The following is an 18,654-nucleotide window of genomic DNA, read 5'->3' as shown; positions in this document are numbered from 1 at the left end:
AGTTATTGAGTTATTGAGTTATTGAGTTATTGAGTTATTGAGTTATTGAGTTATTGAGTTATTGAGTTATTGAGTTATTGTATGCCAACTCATTAATCATGGTGTATATGCTCTTACCTATTGACCAATGCTTGATTACAGGTAGACCAATGAGTTATACAATATTTTTTATTTGCAGGCTTATGCGTTAGGAAATTTTATTATTAGACAAGACTTTAATCATAGGTATATCCAACAAAGCCTAATTGAAGAACGTATAAAAAGTAAAAGGTTCAGTTATACCAACTTTTGGTTCTCGAAATTAATTAGGGCTTAGGAAGCTAAAGAATCAACTGCTCGATGTCCTGTATGCCATTAGGACAAAAGTTAGAGGGCCTTATAAAAAGCTCCAGATTAATTTAAACTCACATCCCAATAGTTTTGCGAAAAAATTGAATGATAAATATAGTTTTTTAATAACTTTTTATAATACTACCTTCCAACATTATATTCTTACTGCGACTGGAATAGTTTTATAGAATCCAATTTTTATGTGGGATAAGTTATAGACAAAAGTGTCGAAAAAAAACCCTGATCAATGATCAGGGTTTTTTGAATTTGGCGGAAGCGGTGAGATTCGAACTCACGGAGGGGGTAAACCCTCGTCGGTTTTCAAGACCGGTGCATTAAACCGCTCTGCCACGCTTCCAATGGCGGCTATCATATAAATAAAAACTGAACTTGGCAAATACTTTTCACAAAAACTTAGCTTGCATGTTCAAATTTAAAACGATTCGGCACAAATTCCATGTGTTTTAAAGTTTAATAAATTTTTTAAATTATGGTTAAAATTCTTAAAGCCATTTTAACTGAATGTATTAGTAGCTGAGAAACGCTTTTGTTGGCTAAAATCGCCACTAAAACCCCTATTCAACTCACTATTTACTCAATAAAATAGATAATGGAAGTTTTTCTTTATATCCAACATGCAATGCGTTTAACCACTTTAATGTAAGACGTATTTTGTTTAACATGCAGTTCCATAGATTTAAGATTTATGTGGAATAGCAATTCTTTATTAAACATATAACACGAGATATGAGGCTTTAAAAATTGGTTATGAACCGAAAATTATTGACTGCAGAGGGTTATCAACGTTTACAAGATGAATTGAATGACATCGTTCGTAAAGAACGACCAGAAATCACTAAAATTGTATCGTGGGCTGCAAGTCTCGGCGATAGATCTGAAAATGCTGATTACCATTATAATAAAAGAAAATTACGTGAGCTTGATCGTAGAATCAGGTTTTTGATGAAGCTTTTTGAAGTTGCTCAAAAAATTGAGTATAGCCCCGAACAAGATGGCAAAGCTTTTTTTGGTGCTTGGGTCACTTTAGAAAATGATGACAATGAAACGATTAAATTTCGTATTGTGGGCGATGAGGAAATTTACGGTCGAAAGGAGTATATTTCACTCCAATCACCGATAGCAAAGGCTTGTCTAGGAAAATCTGTAGATGATGAAATTCAAGTGCATACCCCTACAGGGAAAAAAACTTGGTATATCAGTGAAATTTTTTATCAAAAAGATTCTTAATCATTCATCTCTAAATGCAATGAAACTTTAACGCTGTTCAAGCTTATTTACACTAATTGCTTTTATCTATTGCTTATTATAGTTACTTTAAGATAGTTCATTTCTTTTAGTTGAAATGCTAAATCAATAGACTGTTTTTACAAAACTAAGTCTATTATTCTTTTTTATAAATCAATTTATTAGTCTCTTTCATCAAACAAAAAATCATTGGGCAGCAAGAATTTGATTTCTAAACATTCCCACTTCCTCTGGAAGAAGATTAGGATAAGGGAATACTGATTGTGATTTTATTCTGTAAAAAATTACTTATGAAAGAAACCTAAAGCTTCAGAGTCACGGATTGTAATAGAGAAATTTTGAATTTATCTTTAAAGTGGATTTATATAGTCAATTTAAAGCTTATTGCAAATTAAAACTAGATTAGCCAGTTGTATTTTCTTCATCAATATAAGCTTATTCATATGATCATTCTAATATTGATTAAATTATTAAAAATGAGTTTATGTAACAAAATACATTTCTATCCGAATATTTGACCTTCATAATAAATAATAAGTCACTTTAAAAAAACCAAATAAAATCAATATAATTCAAAATCATAAATAAAATTAGGTTTATTAATTCTTAATAATGATATTTATTTAAGTAATTTATTGTTTTATTGAAAATATTTCAAAATATTATTTTTGTTACTTCTATTAAAGATTTGTATGTCTAAATTATTTAAGAATAAATTTCTCATTTAAATAGCGTATTTTAATCGTACGATCATAAAAAGGGGGATTTATTGAATGTATTCGACGCCAAGAATAAATCAAAATAATGAAAAATTATTATCCGATATTCAACAGACTTCATCTCCTCACTGCATTTTTTTAGACGTCGACGGTACGCTTTCAGAGTTCTCAATTGATCCTGATAAAAGCTATATTTCAGAAGACGCTTTGTTTATTGTTCAAAAATTTATAGATCTTGATATACCCATCTTTGCGGTAACAGGCCGTTCTGCTTCTACTGCTTACCAGTTATTTAATCCCGTTGAATTACCAATTGCGAGTACGCATGGTCTAGAGATTTCGAGTGATTCCAAACACACCATTCAAGCGTATTCGCCACACCCAGAATTTAAAAACTTAAAACATGATTTAGAAAACTTTTGTTCAGGGTATCCCGAACTGCTCATTGAGCATAAATCGCATTCAATAGCGCTGCATTACCGAAGTCATCCGAATCTCCGAGAAATTTCAAAAACGATCATGCTTAATCTGCTTCAAAAATATCATTTTATGAAGTTATCGGAAGGAAAATTTGTCTGGGAGCTTGTCCCCATTGAGGCTGACAAAGGTATTGCCATTCAAAAACTGATTAAACATTACCAGTTAGATCATTATCGACCTCTTTTTATCGGAGATGATATTACTGATGAATCTGGATTTATAAGCGTCAATCAAAGAAATGGTATCAGTATCAAAGTCGGTGAAGGTGAAACACACGCAAAATATCGCCTTGCAAATGTCAATGCAGTTATTCAATTTTTAGCAGATCTGTTCATCACTTTTAAAAATACAAACAACAATATCAATCAGCCTATGGAGAAACATAATGTCTAAATTAATTGTTTTATCCAATCGCGTTAGTCTGCCCAATCCAGATACGCATGCTGCTGGTGGTCTCGCTGTGGCACTCAATGATGCTCTAGATACGTTGGGAGGAGTTTGGTTAGGATGGAATGGTGAAAAAATCTCTGACCATGAAGACAATAAATTTAGCGTGCAATCTAATGCGCATGTTCACTACATGACAACGCCTTTGAAAGAATCACAGTATCAGCATTTCTATAGTGGATATTCCAATAGTGTCCTTTGGCCAGCCATGCATGATCGTGATGATTTAATTCAAGTGCAACCCTATGATTATCAGATTTATCAGGAAGTGAATATTCTGTTTGCCCAAAAACTTGCTGAAATTGCTAGCCCAGATGATGTCATCTGGATACATGATTATCATTTTTTCAGTGTCGCGCATCATTGTCGTCAACTGGGAATGAAAAATAGAATCGGTTTCTTTTTACATATCCCCTTTGCGCCATTAAATATTTGGAAAAAAATAGAACAATCAGAATTATTGCTGGGTCATTTATGTGACTATGACGTGATTGGTTTACAGACAGAGCGAGATCAAAGCCTTTGTAAGGAAGTCATCAAACATTATGTAGAAGCCTTAGCATTAGATGCTGAGATTATTGTTCGAAATCATCATTTAACACGTATTAAATGTTATCCAATTGGGGTAAATCCACAAACCATACAAAACAGCTCAAAGTCAGCTCAGGCTGATATCCCCGCTTTCTTTGATGCAGAAGATTATCAAGATGTGAAGACGATTATTGGTGTAGATCGTATTGATTACTCTAAAGGTTTAATCGAGCGCTTTAATGCCTTTAATACATTTCTTGAGAGACATCCTGAAATGCACCAGCAAATCACTGAACTCCAAGTCGCTTGTCCTTGTCGTATGGAAATACCTGTTTATGAAGCGCTTTATGAAGATCTTAACCATAAAATGAATCAGATTAATCAGGAATATTCGCAAAATAAATGGCAACCCATTAACTTTACTCACGGCACAGTCGATCATGATGCATTGATGCAATTGTATCGCTTTGCAGATATTTGTTGGGTGAGTTCATTACGAGATGGAATGAATCTTGTTGCAAAAGAATATATTGCTGCACAGGATGCCAATAATCCTGGTGTATTAATTTTATCTAAATATGCGGGTTCAGCTGAACAAATGGCTGAAGCTATTCTTGTAGATCCCGAAGATCGCCAAGCGATGGTGAAAGCATTAGAACAAGCAGTCAGTATGAGTAAAGTTGAACGTCTGGAACGCTATCAACAATTAATTAAAGGAATCAATGATTTTGATATTTTTGATTGGCGTGATGCCTTTTTACAGGATTTAAAAGATCAAGCAACCCCGATTGAAAATGCCTTATCGATTTTATCCCGTAAAGTTCCGTCAAACATTAAAGCGTATTTATAATGCTTATATGAGCGATTCAATCATTATTTTTAAAAATCAGAAATTATGATTGAGCGGTATTAGATTGGTATCTGAAAATGCCTTCTTCCTCTAGGAAAAATGAGGATGAGAGAATATTCATTGTCATTTTATTGTATGAAAAATTACTCATGAAATAAGTCTAATCAGAATCATGTCTAGCCCTGAAATCGATTGACACTTATTTTACTTAAACGTCCGATGTTCTTTATCGGACGTTCATTATTTTCGCGACAGATATGGTTTAAAAATAATAAATATCAATTTGATTGAGTGATTTTGGTAAAACGACTCAAAATGGCAATGCCTGATAACATCATGGCGATGATTGCAAAAACATAACTTAAGCCGATCATCTCACTCAAAAATCCCACCAAAGCTGGTCCAGATAAAGAGCCGCTATAGGCAATAGTTGAAACCAAAGACAAGGCTGCTGCTTTTGGCATGATATTTTGACGACCTACGCGTGAGAACATTATAGGCACAAGATTTGAACACCCTAAGCCTAATAATGCATATCCGAACAATACAATACTCCAGTGTCCAGCAACCACAATTGTCAACAACCCCATTGCCGCGAACAAAGCACCAATCACGACCAGTCTTTGCTCTCCGCACCATAAAAGTAAGCGCTGCCCACTGAATCTTCCAATCGTCATGGTAATAGCAAAAAACGTATAGGCCAAACCAGCAAAAGAAGCATCCAAACCAAACTTACTGACCAGATAAATACCACTCCAATCCATTGCTGCGCCTTCAGACAAAAAGGCAATAAAACACATAATGCCTATCAAAATAATCGCGAAGCTCGGTTTTACTTTTTTCGTTTCAGCAACATCAATAGCGATATTCTCCAGACATCCTTCTTTAGTTTTTTTTATCTCATCCGTTCTCTTTGTAGCTGCCACACAATAAGGTACTGCGCCAACAAAGATCACAAATAAAATACTGCTGATGATAAGAGTCGCAAGTAAAGGCGAGCTTCCCATAACCAATAAAGCCGTCATCAATAAAACACCGCACAATCCACCTAAACTGCACATGCCATGAAAACCCGACATCATTGTTTTCAAATTCTGCTTTTCAACAACCACCGCTTGGAAATTAATTGCTACACCAATACTGCCTGCTGCTGATCCAAAAATAAATAAAACAATGGCAAGCAAAGCTGAACTCTGGACCACACTGAGCACTGGTAAAATGATCATTATTAATGCAATTGCAATAGCAATGAGAAGGCGGCACCCTGCTTTCGTGATGAGTGCGCCTGTTATTGGCATAGATAACATTGAACCAATGCCCATGGATAAAAGCATGACACCAAAATCAGCATGATTTAAATGGAGTCGCTGTTGAACCAAAGGAATTAAAGGCGCCCAAGCAGCGGTGCCAAAACCTAATGCAAAAAAAACCAATCGTGTTGCAAGATTACGTGCAGAAAGTTGGGTCTGGGAGTCTAAAAGTGCTGTTTTTGAATAAAACATGTGCGCGCCACCACTAAGGAGAGATTAGGCAGTCCATTAAGTTGATCATCCATAGAAAAACCCCTACTTTTCTATAGCGATCTATAAATAAGCAGAGGTCTATTTTGGCGGAATTATACACACATTAAGTGTTTAAAAAAGTGCTTCATCATTAAAAAAACTAAAGATTTGTAATCTAAACTAATGAACAAACCATCTTAAACCTTCTAATTAAATATCAATATCTTATAAATTATTTTAAATAGATAACTCATTGTATTTAATTATTTTTTCTTATTTCCAACTCAGCTTTGTTCTGTATTGATTGTTGTTAAGAACGTGGAAAAACCATTGGGAGCGCGAGCGTTCAAACGACTACTTGTCGTCACTCGAACTTGATTCGACCAAGTGATTGAATAATTATGTTTTTTAAACTTTTCAACAAGCTTAACATCTTCATGGCAGGTGATGGGATCAAAACCGCCCACAGCCAAGTAAGCCTCGCGACTAAACGAGAGATTTGCGCCATGGATATGCTGATGCCCCATTCGGTCTTGATAATGATCCGTATATTTTTTTCGACTAATACTCGACAAATTCCGCCAGTCTTTAATTTCGACCACTCCACAGATCACATCTGTTGGTTGATGTTGAATCTGATGATATAACCAATCATGATGAACAGTTGAATCTGCATCTGTAGATGCGATCCATGTTGCACCCAGATGAATCAATTCCTGTACACCCAAATGTCTGGCTTTACCAACACTCTCAAACGCACATTGAATATAGTTTTGATTCTGATTAACAATAATATTATAGGATTCATCAATACAATTATCCAAAACAAAAAGAGTTTGAACTGGAATATTCAAGTGTACAATTTCTTGTATAGATTTCTGTAATGCCTGTATACAGGCCTCGAGATCCTCTTCTTCGTTATGTACGGGAATCACAATTCCAATCATATGATTCGCTCCAACTGGGCCAATGATCTTGCGTCCTTCGTCCAGATGTCTACTAAAAAATCAGGATCGATCAAGCTTGAATAATGAAATAAATTCAATTTTTCTTTGAGTTGTTGATGCACACGATGACCATCAAGTTGGAAATGTTCAATCGGATGTCTCCAATGGCAACTTAATAACATACCATCGTCATTTAAACTTTTTTGCAGTTTGAGAATGAGTTCATCTAGTTCGTGTTGGGTCAAATAATAGGCGACTTCACTCAAAACAATCAGATCAAAATTTTCATCAGGAAAGTCTACAGGCACCGATTTGCATTCAACACTGACATGAGTGAACTTATCCAATATTTGAGCTGCTAAATCTGCAGCTTTTTGATTTGCGTCTAAACACGATAAACGATTTGTTTTCTGTGCCAAAAGTTCAGAAAAAGTACCATTTGCACAACCAATTTCTAATGCACTTTCATAATGGTTTTTAAGCAAAAGAGAAAGACAAATTTGACGTTTGCGCTCTTCATACCATCGAGATCTGTACTCCCAAGGATCATCATTACCTGAGTACAATGAGTTGAAGTATTCTGTTTTATTCAACATGTATATAAACCTCAAATGGCATTAAGATTCGATCTATAACGTGAGTTGGTAAGATCGCGGGTTGTTGGGTCGTTAGATCATCTTCAGTTTGAGATTCAAAGCATTTTATAGCGGATGCCTTATGGTCTAAAAATTGCTGATTTAAGTCTAATCTTCGTGCAGATTCCCATGCGATTTGGGGATCCATCGGTTTCGCCCAATGCCATGCCCAAATCAAAACTTGATAGCATTTCAATTGTTCTCTTTCAGCATATTCACGTACGCAACGACCTAGACATTCATGATCAGGATGGCCATCTTTTTCATAAGTAGTGACTAAAATATTGTGTTTTTTGCTTAACTGTTTATTGATTAACTGATGTAGTTTTTGCTCAAGAGTTTTGACTTGTTCCAGAAGTTTTCCATCTTCTAATTCAAAAGAAAGATATTGAATATTTTGTGTTAGATGAAGTGACTTTAATGCACGTCGAGACTCATTCGGCCTTATAGTATTCAACTCTTCAGCAGAGTATTTTTTTGAATATGGATGGCTTTGAGTCCCGTTGGTTACTGCAACGATTACAACCTCTCTCCCCAAAAGGTCCAAGCCTTGTATTAAACCTGCGCAACCTAAAATTTCATCATCAGGATGTGGTGATAAGATAATGATTCTTGAATCTTTGGGAAACTCACTTTCTAAATCCATACGTTTGAGCTGATTTAAACCATCCCACTGCAACCAATCGCGTTTGGACGTCCCCTCACCATAAATCAGACGAGCGCTATTGAACTGAGGAAACTCGTCAATTTCGTTCAGATCTTCCCTATCCTCAAGATCAGGATTTAAAGCATCCATACATTCTGCTCCTGATTTGCATCAATTGCTGAATTGGATTGATCTAAAGATAAATGAGCAATCCTCTCAAGTTCATAGGCAGCATGACTTTGTCTTAAAAATACTGGTAAATCTGAGACCAATTGAGCAAAGATGGCATTTTCACAAAATGGACGTGCACCCAAAGCATTTCCTACGAGATCAATCACTTTTTTAGCTGTTTGCTCAACATGAAAACGTAAAACTCTTATCTCTAACTCATGACTAACATCGGGTTGCTGATCTATTTGTTCTGCCAAAGCTTTAAACAATTTTTTGATCATTGCTAAATGGGCAACAACTTCTCCAAAGTACATGGCGTTAAATGCAGTAGATTTTCGCATGAACTCTTTTTCTAAAAATGATGCTATTCGAACCGTTGCACCAAACCAACAAGCAGCCACGCCTGCTGCACCATGCCAAAAACCCACTCGATTCAGATAATCATCAGGCTCTCCAACATTTTCAACAGCAACATCACTTAAAGTCAACGTTGCAGTACGAGTGTCTTTCATGCCAACAGCCTGCCATTTTGAATGATCAATGACAATGCCCTTGTTATTCATATCAATAATGCAGAGTTGTGATTGCGCATTTTCATTTTTATATGTACACAGGCCATATTCAACAAAGTCGGCCCCTGAACACCAAAGTTTCTCTCCAGAACAATGATTTGAATGGCAACGTAGAGGCTGAGAACTACCCTCCGCTGCCCAAACTGCCCATACGCCATTGTAGGAGTGTTGAATATTCAGCTCATTAAGAATACTTAAAGCATCACAGTGTGATTCAAACCATTTTGCTAAGGTCAGGTTAGTGGCAGCTACTTGTGCAAATATTTGCCAACGTTGATAAGTATGACCTTGCGCTGGATGCGCTAAATTCGCTGTAAATGCTATGATTTCTTTTAATGCATTTTGTAAAACTCTGTTTTTTAAAATAATTTCTGATTGATCTGTAATATTTTCAACTTCTATATTATTTTCAAATCTGGCAAGAATATCGTTTAGAAACATGAAACATACTCCTTGTTTCGATGACATAGTTTCATTGATACGGTCTCGATGACATTGTTTAGTTATACGGTTTCAATAAAATTGTTTAGAAGACATTAGTTAATAAATAACGTTGCTTTGATAAAAGTTTTAATGTAAACATGTTATTTAAATCATATATTTACCAACAAAAAATCCTAAATTTTATTTTATTAAATATTTGAGATTTATAAGATTAGACTATTCTCGCTCAGCCCGTGTTTACCAAATGTACCTACGGTATTTCTAAAGAAATGGCACTTACTTTTGTAAGTGCCAAAAATATAATTAATGCGAAGTTTGTGTATGCTTCGGATAAATAATATCTCCCAATTCATAGCCTAAACTTTGAGCATATGCGAGATATTCGTCAATGACAGACTGATCTAGATGTTGACTACGATTTAAAATCCACAAATATTTTAGATTCGGCTCGCCAACCAAAGCCGTCGTATAATTATTATCAATTTTAAGCACCCAATAGTCTCCTTTGGTAAAAGGAATCCATTTGAGTCCATCAGGTAAAAAGGTAACTTCAAGTTTGGCATTTTCAGCATCAACAATTGTTGCCTCTCCGATTGCTTCATCAACTTCACCACTTGGCTTACGACTTCTATTTAAAACCTTAACTTTTTCATTTTCTTGTAATTCATAGAAGGCAGAAATGTCAGTATTTTCAGTAGGCTCGTGCTTCATTGGCAAGCGAGCAATCTCATACCAAGTTCCTAAATATCGGTTTAGATCAAAATTCGAAACTGTCTGAATACTATGTTCCATACTACTTTTCCTTATAATAATAAATACACTGAAAAATAAATGATTATTCATTCATTTTCAGTATAGAAAGCCAGTAATATTTTTTATAGTGTAGTTATAAATACAATATGAAACAGCAGTTTAATAAATGTATTCAAATGTAATTTAAATATTTTTTTACGTCTAGCTTCCCATTGATTTGCATGCAACCATCTTTATTTTTTTAAGAATTATCATCTGAATCATTTTTTGAAATATAGAAAAAATTTATTGATTTAAATATTTTAAATTAATTTTACTGCACTTATAACGTATTCATAATTTACAAAATAATCATTTATGTAGCTATTCTTAATATATAAAAATTCAAAATAAATCCATATACCGATCATAAATAAAAATCAAAATTTCAATTAACTTAACATATATTTCACAATCAATACCCTTGTTTATTTATTCATGAAATTTATTAATTTTTATCATTACAAGCACCTCTAAAATAAAGAATAATCTTTTATTTTTGAATAATTTTCCATTCAATAGATATTTTTTAATTTATGAAATAGATATATTAATTTATTAATAATGACTATTATCAGGCAATTCAATCTAAATATAATTATATTATTAAATTTAAAAAATCTAACAAAACCAATCATGTCCAATATTAAACCCTGACAAATCAATAATATATTATGGTAAGTTTCACATAAAAACATTCAATCCACAATATCTTATAAATATGAGAACAAAACCACATTTTAAATAAATTTAAATTTTAAAATACCTTAATAATGAGTTAAGCTTAAACATATGAATCACTATTTAATATCAAGATAAATACACAAAATTTAATTTTTTTGTAAATAAAGTTACAATGTTATAGAAAGTAAACCAAAAACTATTTAATATATTTAATTATAAAAATTCATTTTAAAACAAATTGAAAGTTGTCAATAAAATAATTTAGCTTGAACATAAGTTATATATTTTAATGCACATTCAATTCAATGCATGGAATTAGTAAGATTTAAAGGAATATCTTATGAATATATATACAAAATTGGTTAGTGTTGCTTGTATTTCGGGGTTATTAACAGCCTGTGGTGGAGGCAGTGGTGGTGGTGATCAAATACCTGATAATGTTCCAGGTAAAATTATTCCACCCGGTTTAACCGAAGATTTTGTACCGTTTGAAGGTAAAAGTGTTTTAGAAAAGATCAAAGATTTCTTATCAGGCAATACTGAAAGCAGTGTAAATGAAAAATATAATCAAGCCTTAGGTCAAATGGTTGCAGAAGCATTTGCTGATTATCCATTGGCACGTACTGGTAAAGTGGTCGATCTTTATAATTTAGGGGTTAATAATGCGAAATATAATTTAAATGCTATATGTTCAACAATCACCAAGGTAGGCAATACTTCTACTATGGTACTTAGAGACGGTCAAAAAAATTGTATTCGCGGTGAGAACACATTTAGAGCTGGTTCTAAAATTGAAGTAACCGAAGATGGCTCAATCACAACAGTAACTTTCACCAATGTCAGATATGGCTCAAATATTGATTTTAATTTGAAAGATGAATATTTAGTTAATGGAACGTTAAAACGTAGCAGCCTAAAATTAACTAATTACGATTTAAATGATTATGAAGTACCCAATAAACTTGAGTTTCAACGAATTACGCCGAGTCAATCAGGTGAAGCGAAAAGTTTAGAATATATCCAACTGTCTAATTATAAATATTCTGAAGAAGTCTCTGATTCAATTAAAACGATGAAGACTAGAGGTAAAATCATAGGACAGCCTTATAATCAAGACTTTAGCTATGATTTTGATTTCGAAACGCTCACTCCATTTGAAGTAAGCAGATTTAACCATTTACCAAACTCAGGTGAGTTAATCATTTATGATATATTTCGTCGATATAGCTTTGGTATTAAACAAACTCAGCCTAGATCATTAAATGCGACTGTAACATTCCAAGGTAACGAAATTAAACCTTTACTATGGTCTCAGATTGTTAGTAAAAAATAATTTGAAAGTTAAATCTTATTGCTGATTAAAAAAGAGGAAATATTAATATTTCCTCTTTTTATTGTGCATACATTGTTTAAGCGCCCATCAATTTGTTGTGTTGCGCATTCTCTTGGAAACGCATCTTTTCATATTGAACTGGATCATATGCACATGCAGTCATTGTTGACATTAAAACGATCATTACGATTAATTTATTCATTACACTTATTCCTAATAGCAGCATGATCAAGGCAATCAAAAACCTTGCTTGTAATGCATCTGATGGATTGCTTAATTTGTGTATGAAATATACTCAATCGAAATTAAAAGGTAAAACTGATTAATTTAATAAAATTGATCAGAAAAACAGATTAAATATTCATCTATATTTACCCATCAACGATCTTGTTAAACTCAAGATCGATATAATCATTACTGATCCTATCTGAACAGATTATTCATCATTTAAAGCGCATTCATAATGATTAGGCGCACCTGAACATCTGATTTTTTTTAAAATACGCATCATCTCAGGATCGTAATAACCCTCTTTCGTCATCTGAATACGCGCCTCACGCATAATTTTTATATAGCCCGGCTTTTCTGCTTCACGTATATCCATCCAAAATTTTGTCGGAATTTCACTTTCCACTTTATCAACAAATTGAAATGCTGGATTTAACTGCTTAGAAATTAACTCTCTTGCGATTGAACCCATACCTGCCGGAAATTTATTTCGATGCATGATGAGCGTTCCTGTTACTTGTACGAGTGGAAAACGGATAATTGCACCAACCACTTTGCCCGATTTATCTTGCATCCCTTTATGTAACTCCAAAGGATCAAATAAGATTGCAGGCGCAGCAATAATATCGACTTCGTTATTGTTAAACTTTCCACCCACAGAGCTTAAATCGACTGTTACTGGTTGAGCTCCCACATTTTGTACTAGCTTTTTTTGGGTTGCATCAAAGCTCATGACCGCAACTTTCTTTCCAGCTGCTTTGGCTAAAGTATCGATACGGCGGTCGTTTACCATAATATACGCCGCACCCAACGGTACAATACCTACAACTTCATAGTCCTTATTTATCATTTTTGTATCAAAATCAGGACGTGCTAAAAGCTGAATGACTTGAGATAATTGTTTATAGTTTTGCACTGCACCGATAGCATCGATACTTCCCACAAAAGAATTAAACTGGCGTGCGCGTAAGTTACTTATACCTGCACCATCACATTTCTTTGCTCTAAAGTCTTCAGTTAATACCCTTTCATCTGTATAAACTTTCAGATTCACCGCTGTTGAAGCTTTTTGTTTTAATTTTGGATAGTCTAAATCAATTTTCATTTGCAACTTTGACGTACGTACAACATTCATATTTACGCCAAAATTTTTTGCAACCTGTGCTATCCGAGGTAATTCGCTAATATAACTGGTCGCTTGTTCAAAGGCTTCGCCATTGGCGCCACTTGGTGAATAGACGCATAATGTGACAGTTTGAGGAATCCGCTGCCAAGTCTTAGTATCATTCAATAATTGCTTAATTTTAGCTTTTGAATGTGTTGATAGCGTTAAATCTAATTTCGGGGTGGGCGCAGCGTATACAAATGTTGTCGTCATGGCACAAGTCAATATCGTCAGGGTAAATCGATTAAACCTCTTCAAATCTACGATATTGAAATTTAAGTGTTGCATTTTAAAATTACGCTTAGGCATTTTCATTTTGTTTTCCAATTTTTTATTATTTCACTTACATGTGATTCGATTTTGAATCAGGTTACTTTTTTAAACCCAAAAATAACCATTTTCAAATCGTTATACTTAGCATTCATTTTATATAATTAATATATTAATTCATTATAAAACAGACCGAATCAAATTTCTTTTCTGAGCTACCGTATAATGATACTACAGACTTCCCACATTAGATTTATTTCATAAATCAGAAAAGATCATTGAGTGGTATATAAAAAATTCCTTCTGCCTCTAGGAGAAGATTAGGATGCGGGAATACTCATTTTGATTTCATTCTATATAAAATGACTGACCAAAGAAGTCTATTCCGAAATGAGTTTACCTGTTTTTTAAATAACCTACATTGCTCACTGTTCTTAATTCGTTATGAATTCCAATTCATCACATCAAAGCGTCCACGAAGCGATTAAATCAACGTTATAATAGTGTCAAGTAACCAGATGATACGATCATGAAAATTCGCATTTTGACTATTGGACAAAAAATGCCAGCTTGGGTGCTGACAGGCTTTGAAGACTATTTCAAACGTATTCAGCCTTTTGTTCAAACTCAAATCATTGAGTTACCTATGGCGAAAAGGGGTAAAAATGATTCTGAAGCGGATATTCTAAAATACTGTCAAATCGAAGGTGACAGCATTTTAAATGCGATGAAAGGAAATGAAGTTCTGATTGCCCTTGAAGTTGGTGGTAAAGAATTTAGTACCGAAAAACTCGCAGAAACCATGAAATCTTGGATGCTGGAAGGCAATGATATTGTGTTGGCGATTGGTGGTCCAGATGGGCACTCTGAAGCGGTTCGTAAAGCCGCAGCATGGCACTGGTCGCTCTCTAAGCTGACCTTGCCACATCCGATGGTCCGTGTCATGCTCATTGAACAGCTCTACCGTGCGATGAGCATTAACAACAATCACCCCTATCACAGAGCAGGCTAATTCGTTAAGACATGTTTTGGCGTGTCGTTTTTAGAACTTTACGTTGATTAATCGCTACTTTAAACCGACTCAATTATATCCGATGATGATCATGATATTTCAAATAGGCTCTTCACAATGAACTTACAAACGCTTCCAGGATTATTCATTTCTCATGGTTCTCCCATGCTTGCAATAAATCCTGAACAAGTAGGTCCAGCCTTGCATCGTCTCGGTTTAAATTTACCGAAACCTCAAGCAATTGTCGTGATGTCTGCGCATTGGGAAAGTAACGCATTAGAAGTGAGTACTGGCGTACGTCCGATGACGTGGCATGACTTTCGTGGATTCCCAAATGAATTATACGATATTCAATATTCTGCTCCCGGCGAACCAGTATTGGCAGAAGAGATACTCAAGCTTTTAGCAGAAGCCGGTATTAATGCGCATGCCAATAGCACGCGACCTCGCGATCATGGTGTATGGATGCCCCTTTTACATATGTATCCAGAGGCGGATATTCCGGTCATTGAGATTTCATTACCGATGCATCTACCGTCAAATGAAATCTATAATGTCGGCCAAGCCTTAGCTGTCTTGCGAGATAAACAGATCTTATTGATTGGCTCAGGAAGCATTACTCATAATTTGAGAGAGCTGTCTTGGAATGGAGACAGTAATGTAGTGCCTGAGTGGGCCTCAACCTTCCGTAATTATGTGGTCAACAAGTTGATGCATAATGATTTTGAAGCGGTTTTAGAATGGGAATCAATTCCTTATTCGAAGCAAAATCATCCTACGATTGAACACTTTGCACCGATCTTTTATGCGATGGGTACAGGGGATCGTTTTAGTGTGGTGCACAGCAGCTTTTCGATGGGTTCACTTGGTATGGATATCTATAGATTCGATTAAAAATGACTTTATCGTATTAAGCATGTCGGTAAATGGATACATTTTGATACTTAAAACTTCAGAATGTGTCCATTTTCTTTATGTTCTGATCAGCTATGATTGCCGCATTCTTTCAGAACCTAGAAGAAATTGAAATGAAACTAAAATACTTAGCAATTGTCTTATTTCCTCTCGCTTTAGCGGCTTGTCAATCTGGAGATATTCAAAAAGCTGGAGATTTAGCAATGTCTGTTTTACAACAGCAAAATGCAGATAAAACATTAAACTCATACGAATGGAGTTTGAATACTGATGGGGCTTCTAAACCTTTAGTATTGAAATTTATGGATAAAGGTTTACTCGCTATTTCCACAACATGTAACAATCTTTCAAGTAGCTGGTCAGTTGCAAATAATGTCCTTACCACGGGTAATATGGCCAGTACCCAAATGGCGTGTACGGGTAATGGGATGGCACAAGAAAAGCTAGCAGCAGAGATCTTTTCGACTCAGGTGCCTTTCGTCTTAAATTTAAATGACAAAGAAAATCCGACTTTAATGCTCACCACTGCAAAAAATGAAAAGTTCACCTTCACAGGTAAAATGACACCAGAAACTAAATATCAAACCACTGCAGAAACCATTTTTTTAGAGATTTCACCTGAAACAAAACAATGCGTCGGTGTTGCACCTCAGACCTGTTTGCAAGTTCGTGAAATTAAATATGCTGAAAGTGGTGTAAAAACCCAAGTAGATAAAGATTGGACTTTATTTTATGATCGTATTGACGGTTTTCAACACAGCCCTAATGAACGTCAAGTGATTCGTGTGAAGCGCTATGAAATTAAAAACCCTGCTGCCGATCAATCTAAATATGCGTATGTACATGATATGACGATTGAACGTGAAAGCCTTAAAAATGCACTTTAATCATCTCGCTAAAATAAAAGATTACTGATCAATAGAACATTTCAACCAAATAAATTGAGTATCTTATTAACTAAGTGTCTTATTAACTAAGTGTCTTATTAACTAAGTGTCTTATTAACTAAGTGTCTTATTAACTAATTGAGTATCTTATTAAAGAGATAAAAAAGACCGAGGCAATTGCCTCGGTCTTTTTTATTATTCATTCAAGATTTGACTCAAAGGAGTTAATTCAAAAATTAATAAACACCTTGCGCCAACATAGCATCAGCAACTTTGACGAAACCTGCGATATTTGCACCGTCAACATAGTTAACTGTACCGTCTTCTTTGGTACCGAATTTCACGCAGTTACGATGGATTTCTTTCATGATGGCATGTAAACGCTCATCCACTTCTTCAAACGTCCAACCTAAACGAATCGCATTTTGTGACATTTCAAGACCTGAAGTTGCCACTCCACCAGCATTCGATGCCTTACCAGGTGCATACAGAATTTTCGCTTCCACGAATTTCTCAACAGCTTCTAAAGTAGATGGCATATTCGCCCCTTCAGCAACTGAAATTACACCGTTCGCAATTAATTGAGCTGCATCTTCCGCGTTTAACTCATTTTGAGTTGCACAAGGAAGCGCGATATCACATTTAATTGACCAAGGTCGTTGACCTTCTAAGTATTCAAATCCATGCTTAGAAGCGAATTCAGAGATACGACCGCGTTTAACGTTTTTAAGTTCCATAACTTCAGCAAGTAATGCTTCTGTGAAACCGTCTTTAACGTAAACAGTACCAGCAGAGTCTGAAAGTGAAACGACTTTACCGCCTAAGTAGATCACTTTTTCAGCAGCATATTGTGCAACGTTACCAGAACCTGATATTGCCACGACCTTATTCTTAAAGCTTTGACCACGAGTCTTGAGCATTTCCTCAGCGAAATACACAGTACCGTAACCGGTTGCTTCAGGACGTGCCAATGAGCCACCAAAAGTAAGACCTTTACCAGTAAATACACAAGCAGTGTCATTACTGAGTTTTTTCATCATACCCGCCATATAGCCCACTTCACGGCCACCAACACCAATATCTCCAGCAGGAATATCTGTGTTTGCACCTAAGTGACGATACAACTCAATCATTAATGCTTGGCAGAAACGCATGATTTCGCCTTCAGATTTACCTTTAGGGTCGAAATCTGAACCACCTTTACCACCACCCATAGGCAATGTAGTCAGTGCATTTTTAAATGTTTGTTCAAAACCTAAGAATTTCAGAATTGAAAGATTCACAGAAGGATGGAAACGCATGCCACCTTTGAATGGTCCAATTGCTGAATTATATTGCACGCGGAATGCTCGGTTTACCTGAGTCATACCTTGATCATCTACCCAAGAAACACGGAATTGGATTGCACGTTCAGGTTCAACTAAACGTTCAAGCAGTCCATGCTCAGCATATTGCGGGTTTTTCTCGATAAAAGGCCATAAGCTCATCATCACCTCTTCTACAGCTTGTAGAAATTCAGGTTGATTCGCATCACGTGTTTTAACGTAGTTTAAAAAATCGTTAAGGTTGTTGTATTTCAACGCTTAATCCTCAGCAGAAAATGGATCAAAATTGGTCAAAATCTCAATATATTGATAAGTTTTGGCGCAAGTATTAAATATCTTTTAAAGTTAATCTACAACACTTTTAAAGAATTTTTTTAAAAAAAAGTAAAATCAATGGTTTATTTTTAGTAATGATGATTTTTAGTTATACATTTCAAAAGTTTTTTTTATATGTTTAATAGTGTTTTTTGCGCTTTTTTTGCGCTAAGCGCGCCCCAGAATTG

The 18,654-nt window shown here is 35.0% G+C and carries 16 protein-coding genes and 1 tRNA gene; 7 read left to right on the top strand and 10 right to left on the bottom strand.

Annotation, left to right across the window (positions count from 1 at the left end):
- Positions 1-598 precede the first annotated feature (598 nt).
- Positions 599-688 (bottom strand) — tRNA-Ser (locus tag V5M36_RS04375).
- Positions 689-1,098: 410 nt separating this feature from the next.
- Between V5M36_RS04375 and greB the strand changes: the two genes are divergently transcribed.
- From greB to V5M36_RS04360, 3 genes are all read left to right on the top strand, one after another.
- A complete protein-coding gene (gene greB, locus V5M36_RS04370) occupies positions 1,099-1,578 on the top strand; it encodes a transcription elongation factor GreB (RefSeq protein ID WP_338562397.1) in 480 nt (159 codons plus the stop codon).
- A gap of 791 nt (positions 1,579-2,369) precedes the next feature.
- Entirely contained in the window at positions 2,370-3,188 is an 819-nt protein-coding gene (gene otsB / locus V5M36_RS04365) for a trehalose-phosphatase (protein ID WP_338562395.1), read from the top strand.
- Positions 3,181-4,623 carry an alpha,alpha-trehalose-phosphate synthase (UDP-forming) gene (locus tag V5M36_RS04360; protein ID WP_338562393.1) on the top strand — a complete coding sequence of 481 codons (1,443 nt, stop codon included), beginning with the start codon at positions 3,181-3,183 and terminating at the stop codon, positions 4,621-4,623. Before otsB ends, V5M36_RS04360 begins: the two co-directional genes overlap by 8 nt.
- A 278-nt stretch (positions 4,624-4,901) precedes the next feature.
- Here the strand turns inward: V5M36_RS04360 and V5M36_RS04355 are convergent, their stop codons facing one another.
- From V5M36_RS04355 to V5M36_RS04330, 6 genes are all read right to left on the bottom strand, one after another.
- Positions 4,902-6,125, bottom strand: coding sequence for an MFS transporter (locus V5M36_RS04355; protein WP_338562391.1), 1,224 nt, complete (start codon positions 6,123-6,125; stop codon positions 4,902-4,904).
- 284 nt (positions 6,126-6,409) lie between these two features.
- Positions 6,410-7,072: a glycosyltransferase gene (locus tag V5M36_RS04350; RefSeq protein ID WP_338562389.1), complete on the bottom strand. Its 663-nt coding sequence runs from the start codon at positions 7,070-7,072 to the stop codon at positions 6,410-6,412.
- Positions 7,069-7,668 carry a class I SAM-dependent DNA methyltransferase gene (locus V5M36_RS04345; protein WP_338562387.1) on the bottom strand — a complete coding sequence of 200 codons (600 nt, stop codon included), beginning with the start codon at positions 7,666-7,668 and terminating at the stop codon, positions 7,069-7,071. The genes V5M36_RS04350 and V5M36_RS04345 overlap by 4 nt, the downstream gene beginning before the upstream one ends.
- On the bottom strand, positions 7,658-8,503 hold the full coding sequence (locus tag V5M36_RS04340; RefSeq protein WP_338562385.1) for a PIG-L deacetylase family protein: 846 nt from the start codon (positions 8,501-8,503) through the stop codon (positions 7,658-7,660). Before V5M36_RS04340 ends, V5M36_RS04345 begins: the two co-directional genes overlap by 11 nt.
- On the bottom strand, positions 8,491-9,537 hold the full coding sequence (locus V5M36_RS04335) for an acyl-CoA dehydrogenase (protein WP_338562384.1): 1,047 nt from the start codon (positions 9,535-9,537) through the stop codon (positions 8,491-8,493). Before V5M36_RS04335 ends, V5M36_RS04340 begins: the two co-directional genes overlap by 13 nt.
- 306 nt (positions 9,538-9,843) lie before the next feature.
- Positions 9,844-10,332 carry a lipocalin family protein gene (locus V5M36_RS04330; RefSeq protein WP_338562382.1) on the bottom strand — a complete coding sequence of 163 codons (489 nt, stop codon included), beginning with the start codon at positions 10,330-10,332 and terminating at the stop codon, positions 9,844-9,846.
- A gap of 1,024 nt (positions 10,333-11,356) precedes the next feature.
- On the opposite strand from V5M36_RS04330, the gene V5M36_RS04325 reads away from it, so the two are divergent.
- Positions 11,357-12,349, top strand: a complete 993-nt coding sequence (locus tag V5M36_RS04325) for a hypothetical protein (RefSeq protein WP_338562380.1) — start codon at positions 11,357-11,359, stop codon at positions 12,347-12,349.
- Positions 12,350-12,425: 76 nt separating this feature from the next.
- On the opposite strand, the gene V5M36_RS04320 is transcribed toward V5M36_RS04325, so the two are convergent.
- Both V5M36_RS04320 and V5M36_RS04315 read right to left on the bottom strand, forming a co-directional pair.
- Complete coding sequence (locus tag V5M36_RS04320; RefSeq protein WP_338562377.1) at positions 12,426-12,551, bottom strand: hypothetical protein; 126 nt, start codon at positions 12,549-12,551, stop codon at positions 12,426-12,428.
- A 234-nt stretch (positions 12,552-12,785) separates the two neighbouring features.
- A complete protein-coding gene (locus tag V5M36_RS04315; RefSeq protein ID WP_445206325.1) occupies positions 12,786-13,955 on the bottom strand; it encodes a putative solute-binding protein in 1,170 nt (389 codons plus the stop codon).
- A gap of 586 nt (positions 13,956-14,541) precedes the next feature.
- Here V5M36_RS04315 and rlmH point away from each other — a divergent pair.
- The 3 genes from rlmH (at position 14,542) to V5M36_RS04300 (ending at position 16,826) form a co-directional block, all read left to right on the top strand.
- Positions 14,542-15,024 carry a 23S rRNA (pseudouridine(1915)-N(3))-methyltransferase RlmH gene (rlmH, locus tag V5M36_RS04310; RefSeq protein ID WP_338562375.1) on the top strand — a complete coding sequence of 161 codons (483 nt, stop codon included), beginning with the start codon at positions 14,542-14,544 and terminating at the stop codon, positions 15,022-15,024.
- Positions 15,025-15,141: 117 nt separating this feature from the next.
- Positions 15,142-15,918, top strand: coding sequence for a dioxygenase family protein (locus V5M36_RS04305; RefSeq protein WP_338562373.1), 777 nt, complete (start codon positions 15,142-15,144; stop codon positions 15,916-15,918).
- Between the two features lie 134 nt (positions 15,919-16,052).
- Complete coding sequence (locus V5M36_RS04300) at positions 16,053-16,826, top strand: DUF4377 domain-containing protein (RefSeq protein ID WP_338562371.1); 774 nt, start codon at positions 16,053-16,055, stop codon at positions 16,824-16,826.
- Between the two features lie 236 nt (positions 16,827-17,062).
- Here the strand turns inward: V5M36_RS04300 and gdhA are convergent, their stop codons facing one another.
- Positions 17,063-18,406, bottom strand: coding sequence for an NADP-specific glutamate dehydrogenase (gdhA, locus tag V5M36_RS04295; RefSeq protein ID WP_338562369.1), 1,344 nt, complete (start codon positions 18,404-18,406; stop codon positions 17,063-17,065).
- Between the last annotated feature and the right edge of the window lie 248 nt (positions 18,407-18,654).

Source organism: Acinetobacter sp. KS-LM10, assembly GCF_036896575.1.
Lineage (GTDB): Bacteria > Pseudomonadota > Gammaproteobacteria > Pseudomonadales > Moraxellaceae > Acinetobacter > Acinetobacter avistercoris.
This window is presented reverse-complemented; position numbering and strand designations above follow the sequence as displayed.

What these genes read in the sequence shown, in the direction of transcription:
- greB (WP_338562397.1), top strand. Translation starts at nt 1,099, where the DNA reads ATGAACCGAAAATTATTGACTGCAGAGGGTTATCAACGTTTACAAGAT.
- otsB (WP_338562395.1), top strand. Translation starts at nt 2,370, where the DNA reads ATGTATTCGACGCCAAGAATAAATCAAAATAATGAAAAATTATTATCC.
- V5M36_RS04360 (WP_338562393.1), top strand. Translation starts at nt 3,181, where the DNA reads ATGTCTAAATTAATTGTTTTATCCAATCGCGTTAGTCTGCCCAATCCA.
- V5M36_RS04355 (WP_338562391.1), bottom strand. Translation starts at nt 6,125, where the DNA reads ATGTTTTATTCAAAAACAGCACTTTTAGACTCCCAGACCCAACTTTCT.
- V5M36_RS04350 (WP_338562389.1), bottom strand. Translation starts at nt 7,072, where the DNA reads ATGATTGGAATTGTGATTCCCGTACATAACGAAGAAGAGGATCTCGAG.
- V5M36_RS04345 (WP_338562387.1), bottom strand. Translation starts at nt 7,668, where the DNA reads ATGTTGAATAAAACAGAATACTTCAACTCATTGTACTCAGGTAATGAT.
- V5M36_RS04340 (WP_338562385.1), bottom strand. Translation starts at nt 8,503, where the DNA reads ATGGATGCTTTAAATCCTGATCTTGAGGATAGGGAAGATCTGAACGAA.
- V5M36_RS04335 (WP_338562384.1), bottom strand. Translation starts at nt 9,537, where the DNA reads ATGTTTCTAAACGATATTCTTGCCAGATTTGAAAATAATATAGAAGTT.
- V5M36_RS04330 (WP_338562382.1), bottom strand. Translation starts at nt 10,332, where the DNA reads ATGGAACATAGTATTCAGACAGTTTCGAATTTTGATCTAAACCGATAT.
- V5M36_RS04325 (WP_338562380.1), top strand. Translation starts at nt 11,357, where the DNA reads ATGAATATATATACAAAATTGGTTAGTGTTGCTTGTATTTCGGGGTTA.
- V5M36_RS04320 (WP_338562377.1), bottom strand. Translation starts at nt 12,551, where the DNA reads ATGAATAAATTAATCGTAATGATCGTTTTAATGTCAACAATGACTGCA.
- V5M36_RS04315 (WP_445206325.1), bottom strand. Translation starts at nt 13,955, where the DNA reads ATGACGACAACATTTGTATACGCTGCGCCCACCCCGAAATTAGATTTA.
- rlmH (WP_338562375.1), top strand. Translation starts at nt 14,542, where the DNA reads ATGAAAATTCGCATTTTGACTATTGGACAAAAAATGCCAGCTTGGGTG.
- V5M36_RS04305 (WP_338562373.1), top strand. Translation starts at nt 15,142, where the DNA reads ATGAACTTACAAACGCTTCCAGGATTATTCATTTCTCATGGTTCTCCC.
- V5M36_RS04300 (WP_338562371.1), top strand. Translation starts at nt 16,053, where the DNA reads ATGAAACTAAAATACTTAGCAATTGTCTTATTTCCTCTCGCTTTAGCG.